General features: G+C 68.5%; 15 protein-coding genes and 1 pseudogene. 4 read left to right on the top strand and 12 right to left on the bottom strand.

What is annotated here, in order from left to right; all coding sequences use genetic code 11:
- Positions 1-89: 89 nt before the first annotated feature.
- The 5 genes from AB4Y64_RS16560 to AB4Y64_RS16540 form a co-directional block, all read right to left on the bottom strand.
- Positions 90-1,232 (bottom strand): NAD(P) transhydrogenase subunit alpha, encoded by a 1,143-nt coding sequence (locus tag AB4Y64_RS16560; RefSeq protein WP_441817571.1) that lies wholly within the window; start codon positions 1,230-1,232, stop codon positions 90-92.
- A 115-nt stretch (positions 1,233-1,347) separates the two neighbouring features.
- Entirely contained in the window at positions 1,348-1,857 is a 510-nt protein-coding gene (locus AB4Y64_RS16555) for a DUF3106 domain-containing protein (protein WP_441817570.1), read from the bottom strand.
- Between the two features lie 32 nt (positions 1,858-1,889).
- On the bottom strand, positions 1,890-2,312 hold the full coding sequence (locus AB4Y64_RS16550; RefSeq protein WP_441817569.1) for a hypothetical protein: 423 nt from the start codon (positions 2,310-2,312) through the stop codon (positions 1,890-1,892).
- Positions 2,309-2,899, bottom strand: a complete 591-nt coding sequence (locus AB4Y64_RS16545) for an RNA polymerase sigma factor (protein ID WP_441817647.1) — start codon at positions 2,897-2,899, stop codon at positions 2,309-2,311. The genes AB4Y64_RS16550 and AB4Y64_RS16545 overlap by 4 nt, the downstream gene beginning before the upstream one ends.
- A gap of 48 nt (positions 2,900-2,947) precedes the next feature.
- Positions 2,948-3,313: a hypothetical protein gene (locus AB4Y64_RS16540; protein WP_441817568.1), complete on the bottom strand. Its 366-nt coding sequence runs from the start codon at positions 3,311-3,313 to the stop codon at positions 2,948-2,950.
- A gap of 140 nt (positions 3,314-3,453) precedes the next feature.
- Here AB4Y64_RS16540 and AB4Y64_RS16535 point away from each other — a divergent pair, with 140 nt between their 5' ends.
- A complete protein-coding gene (locus AB4Y64_RS16535) occupies positions 3,454-3,768 on the top strand; it encodes an NAD(P) transhydrogenase subunit alpha (protein ID WP_441817567.1) in 315 nt (104 codons plus the stop codon).
- Positions 3,765-5,168 (top strand): NAD(P)(+) transhydrogenase (Re/Si-specific) subunit beta, encoded by a 1,404-nt coding sequence (locus tag AB4Y64_RS16530; protein ID WP_441817566.1) that lies wholly within the window; start codon positions 3,765-3,767, stop codon positions 5,166-5,168. Before AB4Y64_RS16535 ends, AB4Y64_RS16530 begins: the two co-directional genes overlap by 4 nt.
- 438 nt (positions 5,169-5,606) lie before the next feature.
- Here the strand turns inward: AB4Y64_RS16530 and AB4Y64_RS16525 are convergent, their stop codons facing one another.
- From AB4Y64_RS16525 to AB4Y64_RS16495, 7 genes are all read right to left on the bottom strand, one after another.
- On the bottom strand, positions 5,607-6,089 hold the full coding sequence (locus AB4Y64_RS16525) for a hypothetical protein (RefSeq protein WP_441817565.1): 483 nt from the start codon (positions 6,087-6,089) through the stop codon (positions 5,607-5,609).
- A 93-nt stretch (positions 6,090-6,182) separates the two neighbouring features.
- The gene (locus tag AB4Y64_RS16520; protein WP_441817564.1) at positions 6,183-6,716 is read right to left on the bottom strand and encodes a hypothetical protein; all 534 of its coding nucleotides are present in this window, start codon (positions 6,714-6,716) and stop codon (positions 6,183-6,185) included.
- The gene (locus AB4Y64_RS16515) at positions 6,704-7,579 is read right to left on the bottom strand and encodes a helix-turn-helix transcriptional regulator (RefSeq protein WP_441817563.1); all 876 of its coding nucleotides are present in this window, start codon (positions 7,577-7,579) and stop codon (positions 6,704-6,706) included. The genes AB4Y64_RS16520 and AB4Y64_RS16515 overlap by 13 nt, the downstream gene beginning before the upstream one ends.
- A 120-nt stretch (positions 7,580-7,699) precedes the next feature.
- Entirely contained in the window at positions 7,700-8,122 is a 423-nt protein-coding gene (locus AB4Y64_RS16510) for a DUF2231 domain-containing protein (RefSeq protein ID WP_441817562.1), read from the bottom strand.
- A complete protein-coding gene (locus tag AB4Y64_RS16505; RefSeq protein WP_441817561.1) occupies positions 8,119-8,463 on the bottom strand; it encodes a hypothetical protein in 345 nt (114 codons plus the stop codon). The genes AB4Y64_RS16510 and AB4Y64_RS16505 overlap by 4 nt, the downstream gene beginning before the upstream one ends.
- A gap of 2 nt (positions 8,464-8,465) precedes the next feature.
- Positions 8,466-9,233: an RNA polymerase sigma factor gene (locus tag AB4Y64_RS16500; RefSeq protein WP_441817560.1), complete on the bottom strand. Its 768-nt coding sequence runs from the start codon at positions 9,231-9,233 to the stop codon at positions 8,466-8,468.
- 147 nt (positions 9,234-9,380) lie between these two features.
- Positions 9,381-10,406: an AraC family transcriptional regulator ligand-binding domain-containing protein gene (locus tag AB4Y64_RS16495; RefSeq protein ID WP_441817559.1), complete on the bottom strand. Its 1,026-nt coding sequence runs from the start codon at positions 10,404-10,406 to the stop codon at positions 9,381-9,383.
- Positions 10,407-10,570: 164 nt separating this feature from the next.
- On the opposite strand from AB4Y64_RS16495, the gene AB4Y64_RS16490 reads away from it, so the two are divergent.
- Both AB4Y64_RS16490 and AB4Y64_RS16485 read left to right on the top strand, forming a co-directional pair.
- The gene (locus tag AB4Y64_RS16490) at positions 10,571-11,602 is read left to right on the top strand and encodes a helix-turn-helix domain-containing protein (protein WP_441817558.1); all 1,032 of its coding nucleotides are present in this window, start codon (positions 10,571-10,573) and stop codon (positions 11,600-11,602) included.
- A 176-nt stretch (positions 11,603-11,778) separates the two neighbouring features.
- A pseudogene (locus AB4Y64_RS16485) lies at positions 11,779-13,442 on the top strand (hypothetical protein); the annotation flags it as partial.

Below are 13,442 nucleotides of genomic sequence, written 5' to 3'. Positions count from 1 at the left end.
CGATTCAATCTCGCCCCGGCGGACGCCGGGCCGGTCAAGGCAACGTCCATGGATCCCCGCCAGCGCGGGGATGACGGTTTGCGCGAAGGCTAGGCCTGCGCTGGTGAGGGTGCCGGCGCCGGCGCCTCACGCTCCGGCCATACCGTGCGCGCCAGCAGCTCATCGTTCCAGTCGATGGCAAGGCGACCTTCTTTCGACGCTTGCTCGGTCACGAACAGGCTGACGAAGTTGAGCAGGTTGCGCGCGTACATCTCACTGGCATGCACCGCGCCGCTGCTGGCGAGGTTGAGCGGGCCGGCGATGGTGACGCCATTGCGCTCGATGGTTTCGCCCGGCTGCGTCAGTTCGCAGTTGCCGCCGGTTTCGGCGGCGAGGTCGACGATCACGCTGCCCGGCTTCATCCCGGCCACCATGGCCGCAGTGATGATCTTCGGCGCCGGACGGCCCGGCACGGCGGCCGTGCAGACGATGACGTCGATGCCCCTGAGATGTTCGCCCAGGCGACGCTGCTGTTCGGCGCGCTCCTCATCGGTGAGCGCACGCGCATAGCCGCCTTCGCCGGCGGCACTGACGCCCAGGTCGAGGAACTTGCCGCCGAGCGATTCGATCTGCTCGCGCGTCTCCGGGCGCACGTCGAAACCTTCGACCTGCGCGCCTAGGCGCTTGGCTGTCGCCACCGCCTGCAGACCGGCGACGCCGGCGCCGACGATGAGCACCTTCGATGGCCGGATAGTGCCGGCCGCGGTGGTCAGCATCGGGAAGAAGCGCGGCGCAAGCTGCGCGGAAATCAGCACGGCCTTGTAGCCGGCCATGCCGGCCTGCGAACTGAGCACGTCCATCGCCTGCGCGCGCGTGGTGCGCGGCAGGCGTTCGAGCGGAAAGGCGAGCAGGCCGCGCGCGGCGATGGCTTCGCCGCGTGCCGCGTCGCCCTGCGGCGCAAGGATGCCGACCAGCACTGCGCCCTGGCGCAGCCCGGCAAGTGCCTGCGCGCCCGGCGGTTGCACGCACATCACGACATCGGCATCGGCCCATGCCGCGGCGGCGTCATCGGCGAGGTCCGCACCGGCGTCGCTGTAGGCCTGGTCGTCGAAGCTGGCCGCACGGCCGGCGCCACGCTGCACACGCACGCGCGCGCCTCGCGCAACGAGTTTCTTGCAGGTTTCCGGAGTCACGGCGACACGGCGTTCGCCGGTTGCGGTTTCGCTTGCAACGCCAATGGTGATGCCCGCCATGCTCCGCTCCAGAACCTGATGGCTGCATCCTAGTGTAGGAGCGAGCTTGCTGGCGACCCCTGGCCGCGGAGATCGCCGCCAGCCGGGTCCGGCTGGCGCCTGCGAGCTGCGCCTGTCAGCGGCGCCGTGGCTGGTCGTCGCTGTCGGCCGGGGCGGGGTTCGCCTGCACCCAGGCGCGGCGCTGTTCGGGCGTCATCGCCCGCCATTGCTCCTTGAGCGCGGCCCGCTGCGCGTCGTCGAGGCCGCGCATCCGGGCGTACAGCGCCCGCATCTGTTCGCGCTGCTCCGGGCTCATGTGTTCCCAGCGATTCATGCCGTGACGCGCGCGCTGGCGCTGGTCGGGCGTCATCTCCTGCCAGCGCCCGGCGCGATCGAGCATGCGCTGGCGCTCGTCTGGCTGGCTGTTCCAGCGCTCGCGAACCGGCGCGATCAATTGCTCGCGTTGCGCCGGGGTGAGCTGCTCCCAGGCAGGCAATGGCTTGGCAGGTGCGGCTGCAGGCGCGCTGGTCGCGGCCGGCGCTGCGGCCTTGGGCGGATCGGCCGCGAATGCCGGCGTAACCGCCAGCAGCAGCGCCATCACGGTTGCAACGCGCCCGAGGCTGGAGGGAAGGGAAACCTTGCGCATGTCGTTGCTCCGCATGTCACTGTTCCAGATCATCACTGTTCAAGATCCGGCATGGCATCGTCGTTCGCTGCCAGCCACAGGTAGAGGTCGGGGTTTTCGTCGAGGACGGCGACGGCGCTGTCGGGGTCGTAGTGCGGCGCGGCCGTCGTTGCGACTGCCGCCGCGGGCTGGGACACGGCCACGGCTGCTGCCGGTACCGGTGCCTGCGGCGACGGCCGCAGCAGCAGTCCGATCGCCAGCGCGAACACTGCGGCGAAGCCGCTGGCCATCACCCAGCCCGGGCCGCGGCGGCGATCGCGCGCAGACGCCGGGGTGGTGGCTGCCTGACGCGCAACGCGCAGGCGCGTGCGTGTCGCCGGCGAGACCTGGTCCACGGCCTGCGCGTGCAGGCGGCGCATGGCCTGGTCGAATGCGCGCTCGTCAGCGGTGCGCTCGTCTTGTTCGTTGCGGCTCATCGCCAGTCCTCCAGTTGTCGCTGCAGCGCTTCGCGTGCACGCGACAGGTGTGTCTTGACCGCGCCTTCGCTGCAGCCCATCGCCCGCGCGGTCGTGGCGACGTCGAGTTCTTCCAGGATGCGCAGGCTGAAGGCCTCGCGTTGCCGGCGCGGCAGTGTTGCCAGTGCTTCGGACAGCTTGGCGTAGGCCTCGCGTCCGTCGAACGTGCGCGCCGGATCGGGGCCGTCGTCGGCCCAGTCCAGCGGGCCGTCTTCGCGCCCGTTCTTGTCCAAATGCGGCGTCGGCATCAGCCAGCGCAGGCGGAACGTGCGGCGGCGCTGCACATCCACGATGCGGCTGCGCAGGATGCTCCAGAACAGCGGCGTCCATTCCTCGGCGGGGCGGTCGCGGTAGGACAGCATCTTCATCATCGCGTCCTGCACGGCGTCGAGCGAATCCTCGCGCTGGCGCAGGCCGAGTTCGGCGAAGCGGAAGGCGCGGGTGCCCACACCCGCCAGGAACTCCTCCAGCGATGCCGGCAAGCGCGCAACCGCCTCCTCGCTGGAGGCGGCGCGCGCGTGTGCCTGCGCCGCAGTGGCGGTCAGCACGTCGTCTTCGGGTTCGCGGCTCACGGGTCGAAGCATACGGGGCCTGGCTTAATGCCGACGGTCTCCATGCTGATAATCCCAGCGGGCGTCGAAACGGTCGCCACGACGGTCCCAGCGCGCATCGGCGAGGTCGCCGCGGCGGTCCAGGCGGCGCTCGATGCGATCGCCCTTCCTGTCCAGCTGGTAGGCGCGGCGGTCATGGCCGAGTGCCTGCTGCCAGGCGGCACGCTGGTCCAGGCGGTGGTCGATGCGGTTGCCACGGGCGTCCAGGCGCGCGTCGATGCGGTCGCCCTTGCGGTCCATACGCTGCTCGACCCGGTCGCCCCGGTCGCCGGCGAATGCGCTGGCGGCGGTCATCAACCACACGATCCCGAGTGCTGCCAACAGCGTGCGCTTGCGTGCTGCATGCCTCATTGCGGTTTCTCCCGGTCCGACGAGCCGGCATGGCCCGTCCTGCGGGGGAGACAACGCCCGCCGGTGGCGGCGGTTGACAGCGCTGGCGCCGCGTTCATCCGCGGTTATGATGCGGGAGACATCGAGATGGGGTACGGATGATGGGTGACGGGTTGGTAGCTCTGTACATCTTCATGCTGGCGGCCATCGCCGGCCACGTGATCATCTCGCGGGTGCCGGTGATCCTGCATACCCCGCTGATGTCCGGGTCCAACTTCATCCACGGCATCGTCCTGATCGGCGCCATGGTCGTGCTCGGCCATGCCGACACGACGCTGGAAAAGGTCATCGGGTTCGTCGCCGTCCTGCTCGGCGCCGGCAATGCCGCCGGTGGCTACGTCGTCACCGAGCGCATGCTGGAAATGTTCAAGGCCAGCCGCAAGCCCGGCGCCGGCCAGAGCGGAGGCAAGGCATGAGCGGCGTCCAGAACGCATTCGCGTGGATCGCCGCGGCCAGCTATTTCGTTGCCGCCACCTTGTTCCTGCTGGGCCTGCAGCGCATGGCCTCGCCCGTCAGTGCGCGCAGCGGCATCCGCTGGGCCGGCCTGGGCATGGTGATCGCGACGGTGGCGACGTTCCTGCTGCCGGGCCTGCACAACATGGCGCTGATCGTGCTGGCGCTGGGTATCGGCACCGCAGCGGCGTGGGTGTCGGGCAAGAAGGTCGCCATCACCGACATGCCGCAGATGGTTGCGCTCTACAACGGCATGGGTGGCGGTTCGGCGGCGGCGATCGGTGCGGTCGAGCTGTTGCGTTTCTCCGGCGAGGGCCAGGCGCCGCCGATGACATCGCTGGTGCTGGCGGTGATCGGCGCGGCGATCGGTTCGGTGTCGCTGTCGGGTTCGATCATTGCCTGGGCCAAGCTCGACGGACGCCTGGACAAGCGTGTGGTGTTCCCGGGGCAGCAGTTGTTCAACCTGGCGGTGTTCGTGGCGATGATCGTGATGGGCGGCATCGCCATCAACACGCTCGCCACGCCGGCGATCATCGCGTTCTTCGTGCTGGCGCTTTCGCTGGGCGTGCTGATGACGCTGCCGATCGGCGGCGCCGACATGCCGGTGGTGATCTCGCTGTACAACGCGCTGACCGGCCTGGCGGTGGCGTTCGAAGGTTATGTGCTCGGCAACGAGGCATTGATCATCGCCGGCACCATGGTCGGTGCGGCCGGTACGCTGCTGACGCAGTTGATGGCCAAGGCGATGAACCGGCCGATCCACGGCGTGCTGTTCTCCAGCTTCGGCGGGGGCGGGCAGGCGCAGGAGATCAGCGGTACGCAGAAGCCGATCGAGGCTGGCGATGTCGCGGCGATGATGGCCTATGCCGAGCGCGTGGTGATCGTGCCGGGCTACGGCATGGCGGTGGCGCAGGCGCAGCACAAGATCTGGGAACTGAGCCAGAAGTTGATGGAGCGCGGGGTCAAGGTGAAGTTCGCGATCCATCCGGTGGCCGGGCGCATGCCGGGGCACATGAACGTGCTGCTGGCCGAGGCCGGTGTGCCGTACGACCTGATCGCCGACATGGACGACATCAATCCGGAGTTCGCCAACACCGATGTCTCGCTGGTGATCGGCGCCAACGACGTGGTCAATCCGGTTGCCAAGACCGATCCGGCGTCGCCGATCTACGGCATGCCGATCCTGGACGTGACCAATTCGAAGAACACGATCGTGATCAAGCGCGGCAAGGGCACCGGCTTCGCCGGTATCGAGAACGCGCTGTTCTACCAGGACAACACGCGCATGCTCTACGGCGACGGCGCGGAGATGGCCAGCGCGCTGGTGAGCGAGCTGAAGGCGCTGGACGGCGGCGGGCACTGAGGCGCCAACTGCAGAAGCTTCAACTGCAGGAGCGTCGCCTTCGTTTTGGCGCCGTCCGCCGGGCCGGGGATTGCTCCGCCCCTTAATCAGCCATCCATGGCTGATGCGGGGCGCGGGACATCCATGTCCCGCTGCGGATCAATCCCCGGCCCGTCGAACGACGCTCTGCCAATTCATTGCCCGGTCTTCGTCCGAAGCGTCATTCCCGCCTTCGCGGGAATGACGAGTACCCGTTCTTTTGGAACCACCTGATCCTTTCGCGGGCGTCCGGGCCCGAGCTCACCGAGCGGACGCGCGAATGAGTAGGGCACGGACCCCGCCCTCGATCGCTGCACCCCACCTCCTCCCCAAGCGACCACGCATGCAAAAACACCAAAAAACCCCCTCAACCGCGTCCGGAAGAGGGGTAGGGGGAGGGAAGACCCTGCTGCTGGCGGATCACTTCTGGAAGCAGATCTCGCCATTGATGAAGGTTTCGACCAGGCCCAGGCCGTCCTTCTCGCCGCTGACGAAGAAGTAGCCCGTCGCGCCGGCGAACTCGCCGGTTCCGGCGACGATCTTCTGGTAGGCCGTGACGACGCCAGGTACCGGGCCGGACGTGGTGACGCCGGTTTCGCGCATCGTGAGGTTGCCCTTCTCCAGGCGGTACTCGAACGGCCCGCTGTAGGAGATGAACCCCGGCGACGTCGACGGCCCCGCGGCGCCGCTGTCGGCAGCGAAATGGGTCACGCCGCGTACGCCATGGTTGCCGTCGACTTCGCCCAGGAAGCATGACGACAGACCGGGGTTGCAACCTTCCGTGGCCGACACTTCGACCAGGTCGGCGTGGATCTTCTTGCACTTGTTGCCGCCACCGTGGGCGTAGGCAGGTGCAGTGGCGAGAGTGAGCAGGACGAGCAGTCCGGGGGCGAGGTGGTTCATTGCAGTCTCCGTGCAGAGGGGCGGAACCGCGGCGCGTGCGGAATCCGGTGACGCCTGGATCGCTGCGCGCCGGGCGTTTCGAAGCCGGGACGATCAGCCTGGACGTTCGAGCATCGTCGCCAGAGGCGGCGAGCCCCACGCGCCCAGCCAGGCGCGTCGCGCGAACCAGGCGCAGGGCCAGCCGACCAGGACCACGTGTGCGACGACACTCGACGCGACCCAAAGCGGCAACGGGTTGCCATTGCGTGGCGCCGCCGACAGCGGCACGACGATGAAGGACATCACCGCGTACAACGCCAGTCCGTACAGCGCGCCGTAACGCCACGGATGCCGCAGCAGCGCGGTGGCATCGCGTGCGGCCATGGCGTAGGCACTGGCCATCGCGATCGCGATCATCAAATGCAGCAACAGGCCCAGCATCGCGCTGGCGCCGCCACCGCCGAAGCTGGCCTTGCCGAGCACGCCGGCGGCCACGCTCTGCAGGATCCGCTGCGGCGCAACGCCGCGCAGCGCCCAGAAACCGGTGGCGAAGACGATGTCGAGCGTGCCTGCGCACAGCCCGCCCAGCAGCATCCACGTGAGTGCGCGCCGCGCCCCGGGCTCGATCGATGTGCTCAGGCTGCGCATGAGTCCAACTCGCTGCGGCGCGCCTGCGTCGCGGTCATGCCGAAGGTGTGCTTGAACGCACGGCAGAACGCGCTCTGGCTCTCGAAGCCGAGCGCCTGGGTGATCTCGCCGACCGGCATCGCGGTCTCGCGCACCAGTCGCCATGCACGCGCACTGCGCAGCCGAACCAGGTACTCCGACGGCGTTTCGCCGAACACCTCGCGGTGGATCCGGATCAGGTGGCCAGACGAGTAGTGGGCGCGTTCGGCCAGCCAGGTCAGGTCGATGGACGGTTCCGAGTCTTCTTCGGCGTCGACATGGCAGCGCACCAGATGCCGCACGTGCAGCAGGCGCAGCAGGGTCTGGCGCCGGTGCGACTGGTTGCGGCCGCGACAGCGCGGGAGGCGCGCGGCGATCGCCTGCTGCTGTTCAACCAGCAGGTTGCCGAGCTCGTCGACCGCGTTGTCCTCGTCGGACCCGGCCGCCGGTGCATCGCGCAGCCGTCGTGCCACCTGCAGGAGCAGGCGACGCAGGCGGCGCGGCGCCGCGTGCTGCCAGGGCAGTGGCTCACGGCCGCCATGGGCATGGCCGAAGTGGCGCGCCCACGCCTCGGGGCTGCCGGCCAGGCACAGCCATAGCGCGTCCTTGCCCCCTTCCGCCTGCACCGCTCCGCCGCACCACAGCTGCGACTGGTGCGAATGCAGGAGCCATTGGCAGTCGCTGCCCAGCAAGTGCACGTTGCCGCGCAATGGCAGCCACAGCGATATCGCGTTGCGTGGCAGCCGCAGCGGCACGTCCTTGCCGATGGTCAGCAGCAGGCAGCGATCGTCGGGCAATGCCGGCGTGGACGCCGGAGCGGAAGGTACGTGACAGCGCAGGGCCATGACGATCTCGCGGTGCGGCGCATGCGTTCGCGCGCCAATGGCACCACGCTATCGGTCTGAAACGGCAGATTGGAGAACCACTCGACGCCGGATCGGCAGAGCCAATTTCCCGGCGTGCCCTCAGCCGCGCTTGCGAACGCCGATGCCGTGCTCGTAGACCAGCCTGCCCCCCATCCAGCCCGCCCCGCACAGGCTGAGGAATCCCAACACCCCCAGCCCGATCGCCAACGCGCCCGGACGCGTCAGCGCTCCCTCCTCGATGCGCAGAAACAGGCTGGCGGCGTAGCAGCTCCAGGCCGTTGCGGCCAGGAGCATGTGGCGACGGGCGTCCCGCGATGGCGTGCTGCCGGGCTCCAGGTCCGGCAGTTCGGCCAGGCCCGCCGCCATCGCAACGGTTGCAACCAGGGTGCCAATCGCCAGCAGCAGCCCGGACAGCTGCCAGTAGGACGCTGCGCGGAACAGCCCGACCGTGTCCGCGGCCGTCGCCAGCGACCAGCACGCGACCGGGAAGTGGACGAGGGCCGGGTGCAACGGATGCTTCATATCGTCAGCACGGCGCTGAGCAGCACGAGGAAACCGGTCACGGCCACGCCCGCGTGCACGAACACGACCGCCTTGGGGGCGACCTTGCCGCGCAGATGGATCGAGGCCAGATAGAAGCCGCCGAGCGCTGCCAGCGCCAGCACTGCCAGCGCCGCGGTGACACGTGCCGATGCGCCGCCTTGCCCGACCGCCATCACCAGCATCACCAGCCCGCAAAAACCCAACAGTGCGTGCATCAGGGAAACCGCCCACGGCGCCAGTCGCCCGCGCAGAACATGAGATGCCAGGAACAGGCCGCCCATGGCGGCAATCGCGAACACGATCAGGGCATACGTCAGCATGGTCACAGTCTCGTCAGTGGGTGGGTGGGCGGGTGTGTGGGTTGGTCGTCGTCGGCCGGCGCCAAGGCGTCGATCCTGGTCATCACGGCCGCGCTGATGCGCGCGCAGCGCGAACCCAGGAACGGAAACGCCTCCGACAACGTCGCCGACAGCGTGTCATTCAAGGCGGCGCGCAGCAGCCGCCGGGCGCGGTGCAGGCGCGTCTTCACCGTTTCGGTGCGCAGGGCCAGGCTGCCTGCGGTTTCCTCCACCGTGCAGCCTTCGATGTCGCGCAGTACGAAGACGATGCGGAACGGTTCGGGCAGTTCGTCGACGGCATGTTCGATCAGGCGTCGCACCTGCTCGCGTGACGCGGCGGCAGCGGGATCTTCGCTGCCGGTGGATTCGCTGACGAACCGGGAAGGGAAGGGCACGACACGGTCTCCGTCGGTCTGCAGGGTATCGATCTGGTCCAGCTCGACGGTCATGCGGCGTTGCCTCAGTCGGCTTTGCGCGCCATTGAGCACGATCCGCGTCAACCAGGTGGTCAGTGAGGACTCGCCGCGAAATGTCGCGATGTGTTCGAAAGCGCGAAGGTAGGCGTCCTGCACGATATCTTCAGCCTCGGCATCGTTGCCGACCATGCCGCGTGCCGTGCGGAACAGACGCTGGTTGCAGCGCTGCATCAGGTGGCAGAACGCGTCGCGGTCGCCCGCCGCCACCCGGGCCGCCAGCCGCGCGTCATCCAGCGCAGCGTAGTCAACGGTCCGCTCGGTGCCGGGCTGGGCCATGATCGAACTCTCCTGGGCGAAGGCATTGCTCCACTGCGCAGACGCAGGCCAGGGAAAAAGGTTCCCGCGTGGCCGGATAAGACGCCTGTCAGGCGGCGGACGTCAAGGCGGCCGACGTCACGGTGGCAGACGTCAGGGCGGCCGACGTCAGGGCGGATCGGACGAACGCGCCAGGCGGATCTGCTGCGGTGCCTGCTTGAACCAGCGTCGGCACGCATGGTTGAACGAGCTCTGTTCGGCATAGCCCAGCAGTCCGGCGATCTGGGTCATCGGCATCGCTGGCTCGGCCAGGTACTCCTGCGCCCGCTCGCGCCTGACCGAGTCGAGCAGGCCCAGGAAGGTCAGGCCCTCGTCGGCGAGCTGGCGTTGCAGTGTCCGCGGGTGGACGGCCTGCTGCTGCGCCACCGCCACCAGCGAGCAGCGCCCGGTCGGGAGCAGGCGATCGATGGCGGCCGTGACCTGCTCGCGCGCGGTGCGCGGGCGCTCCTCGATCTCGCGACTGACGAAGTCGACCAGGAACGCCCGCATCATCTTGTTGTGACTGTCGATCGGACGTGCGATCTGCTGCCGGGTCAGCACCAGCGCATTGGCCTCCTGGAGGAACAGCACGCGGGTGCCGAAATGCTTGCGATAGAGCACCTGGGGAAGTGCGCTGGCGTGCCGGCACAGCACCGTCTGCGCATGGAAGCCCGGGTCGTCGAGAAGCATTCCCACGATGTGGTGCATCAGGCCCAGCGCACGCTCCACCGCCTGGCGGCCAGGTTCGAACCTTTTGCCAACCTCGAAGCGGAACGTCAGGCGCGGCGCCTCGGGGTCGCTGACGCGATCGAGTTCGAAGACGGCGCCGGGGCTGTAGAAACCGATGAAGTGGGCGAAGTCGTCGATTGCGGCGCCGACATCCGGGGAGTTGCGGGCAATCAGTGCCACCGGGCCGACGATGTTCCAGTCCTGCACGCGCGAAAGGGACAAGCCGAAATCGGGCCGGTCCAGTTCGGTCGCGGTCAGCTCGAACAGTTGCACCACCGACTGCAGCGGCACCATGGCGTAGTGCACGTCCAGCAGGTCAGGGGCGATGTTGAAGCGCCGCAGCAGCGCCTCGGGATTGCCGCCGAGCTCGCGCACGAGTTCGCGGTAGTTGGTCAATGCGGTGGTGCGGATCAAAGGGCCGGACAAAGGGGCAGCTGCGATCTTGATGGCGTCGCAGATTCGCACCCGCTGGTGATTGTCGCGTGAGGGCAAACATCTGTCGCGTCAGGCCAAGCCAGAACTGGATATCCCTGCGCTAATCCGAACGTGGCGGGCATATGTCCCGATGAAGGTCGAGCTGCATACACGCGATGTCCGAAGGGGATCGAAAATCCGAACAGGCAGCGCGTCGCCGTCCGCCGCGAACGGACCGGTCCGGCCGGGCCACCGTCGCCGGTCGTGTCGACGGTTCGACGCGTTTCACCCTCGAGCAATGGCGCGCGGTATCGCGAGAGCGCTACAACTGGGACCTGCAGGTGCAGTCCGATGCGCTGGGCGCGCACCAGTTCGTCGGCGAGTACAGCGCCTGGGGGGACGGCGATGTGCGCTTCCTGCACAGCCGTGCGATGGCCGCGCGCGTGCGGCCGTTCGACTCGGCGCGCGGGCACCTGCGGCTGGTATTCCTGCTGGCGGGCCAGGCGCGCATCCGGGCACACGGTCGGCGGGACGGTGTGGAGGTCGGCCAGGGCGACCTGTTCCTGCTCGATACGACCGCGGTCAAGGAAGCCCAGTGGACTGCCCATTCCGACCTGTGCCTGCAGTTGCCGGGTCTTGAAATGCAGTCCGACACGCTCCCTGTCGATCAGCGAGCGTGGGCGCAGTCCGGGCGCGCCGTCATTCCGATCGACGACCCGGTGCTGTCGAACGCGCTCAAGGCGCAGTTGCGCCTGCTCGCAGCGCGTGGCGATGAGCTGGCCGATGGCGCTCGCGCGCGGGTGCTGTCGGCGATGGTCGACCAGACGGCCATGGGCCTGCGTGCGACGGCAATCAGCCGCAGCGATTCCAGCGCCGGCCACGAGATCCTGCTGGCCAAGGCGCAACTGCACATCCAGACGCATTTCCGCCGCCATGACTTGTCGGTGGATGAAATCGCGGCGACGGTCGGGTGTTCGCGCACGTCGCTATACCGGTTGTTCTCCGCCCAGTCGCTCACGGTGCTCGGCTTCCTGCGCGAGACCCGCCTGCAGCGTTGCCGGGCGGCACTGGCCGCCGCGCCGGCACAGGCCAACATCGGCCAGATCGCCTTCCACCACGGTTTTGTCGATCTCCACGCCTTCACGCGCTTGTTCAAGCGGCGCTTCGGCATGACGCCGGGGCAGGCAAGGGCATCGGAGATCGACTGACGCCTGTTCATGCGTGCGCGCGGTACGCACGGTCAAACGTTGGGACCGGCGATCAAATCCACGCCCAATTTCGCTGCATAGGCTGAAAGCGTGCGTTCTGGGGGAACCGCGACGCATGCACGCCTCTACCTCATGCAATCGAACCGGCGCGCCGAGTCGCGTCGATGGAGAACTCCGTGAATCTTCCGTCCGCAACCCGCCGCCCGCGTCCTGCACGCCTGGCGCACGCCATTGTCCTTGCTTTGGGCCTGGTGCCCGCGATCGCCAGCGCGCAGTCGTTCTGCGTTGACTCGTCCGGCAATCCGGTCGGCGCGGCCACTGACCCCGAGGCTGTGGCCTGCGGCGTCAACGCACTGGCCAGCGGCGCGGCCGCTACCGCATTGGGCACGCTGAGCTACGCATCGGGCAACGCGAGCACCGCGACCGGCGCCTACGCGATGGCCGACGCCGACAACGCCGCCGCCTTCGGTGCCTACAGCTGGGCCGGCGGCGCCAACAGCGTCGCCCTCGGCACCGGCACCTTCGCGCTGGGCGAGAACAGCACCGCCACCGGCTTCAACGCCTCCGCCGTCGGCGCCAATTCCAGTGTCTACGGCTACGGCTCGATCGCCGAAGGCGACGACAGCACGGCAATGGGCACTGCCAGCTATGCCAGCGGCACGGCCAGTGTTGCGCTGGGTGCTGGCAGCAGCGCCAGTGCCGCCAATGCGCTGGCCCTGGGCAGCGGCAGCGCCGGCAGCGGCGTCGGCTCGGTCGCGATCGGCGGCGCGAACGCGCAGGCCGACTACGCCATGGCCATGGGCGCGGATTCGGTCTCGTCGGGAACCAGCGCCTTCGCTCTCGGCAACGGTTCACTCGCCACGGGCAGGGGCGCTGCTGCCATCGGCACCGAGGCATGGGCCAAGAGCGATAACGCCATCGCCATGGGAACGCTGGCCACCACGGATGGTTACCTCTCCCTGTACGCCAACACCAACGTCGTAAAGAGCCCCGACAAGGTCAACGCGACCGGACAGGTCGCGATCGGTTTCGCTTCGGTCGCACAGGGCTACAACACGGTGGCGCTGGGCTCGAATTCGCATGCTTACAACGACAACGCGATCGCCATCGGCAACTACGCCGGTTACCACCAGAATTTTCGTCTCGAGCCAGGTGTCGGGGCCAATTCCATCGCAGTGGGTTACAGCGCGGTGGCGCCGGGAAGCAACAACACGGTGATCGGCTCCAAGGCCATGACCGCCTACTACGGCCAGGCCGGCGCGCCGGCGACGATCTCCGGCGAGTATCTGTTCACCGCCAACGGGACCGCCATCGGCGCCACCGCGGCTGCCAGCGAGAGCGCGACTTCGCTGGGTTCTGCCGCAGTCGCAGGCAGCGTGCGCAGTCTCGCGCTTGGCACCAGCGCGGGCGTGCAGGACATCTCGCCAGTGGCCAGGGCCGGTACCGGAGGGGACCCGACTGCGCCGGGATACGCGCCGGACTCACTCGACTTCAGCCTCCTCAAGTCGTCGAACTCCGTTGCGATGGGTTACAACGCAAAGGTCCAGTACGCCGCCAACGCGATGGCGCTCGGTCCCAACGCACGGGTCGCCGGAACTTCAAACGGCGCCGTCGGGAGTGACAATTCGATCGCGCTGGGCAGCGGCAGCCAGGTGGCTGCTGCGACGCCGAACGCGCTGGCGCTGGGTGCTGCCGCCAATGCCTCGTTCGCCAACTCCGTTGCGCTTGGTGCCGGTTCGCGCACGACGGTTGGCGCACTCGCCAACTACGTCGACGGCAGCGGCCGCCTCACGGGCCAGGCCTCGGTGGGCGAAGTATCGGTCGGCAGCGCCACCGGCCA

The organism is Lysobacter sp. TAF61 (assembly GCF_052113485.1).
In the GTDB taxonomy this organism is placed as follows: domain Bacteria; phylum Pseudomonadota; class Gammaproteobacteria; order Xanthomonadales; family Xanthomonadaceae; genus Lysobacter_J.
This window is presented reverse-complemented; position numbering and strand designations above follow the sequence as displayed.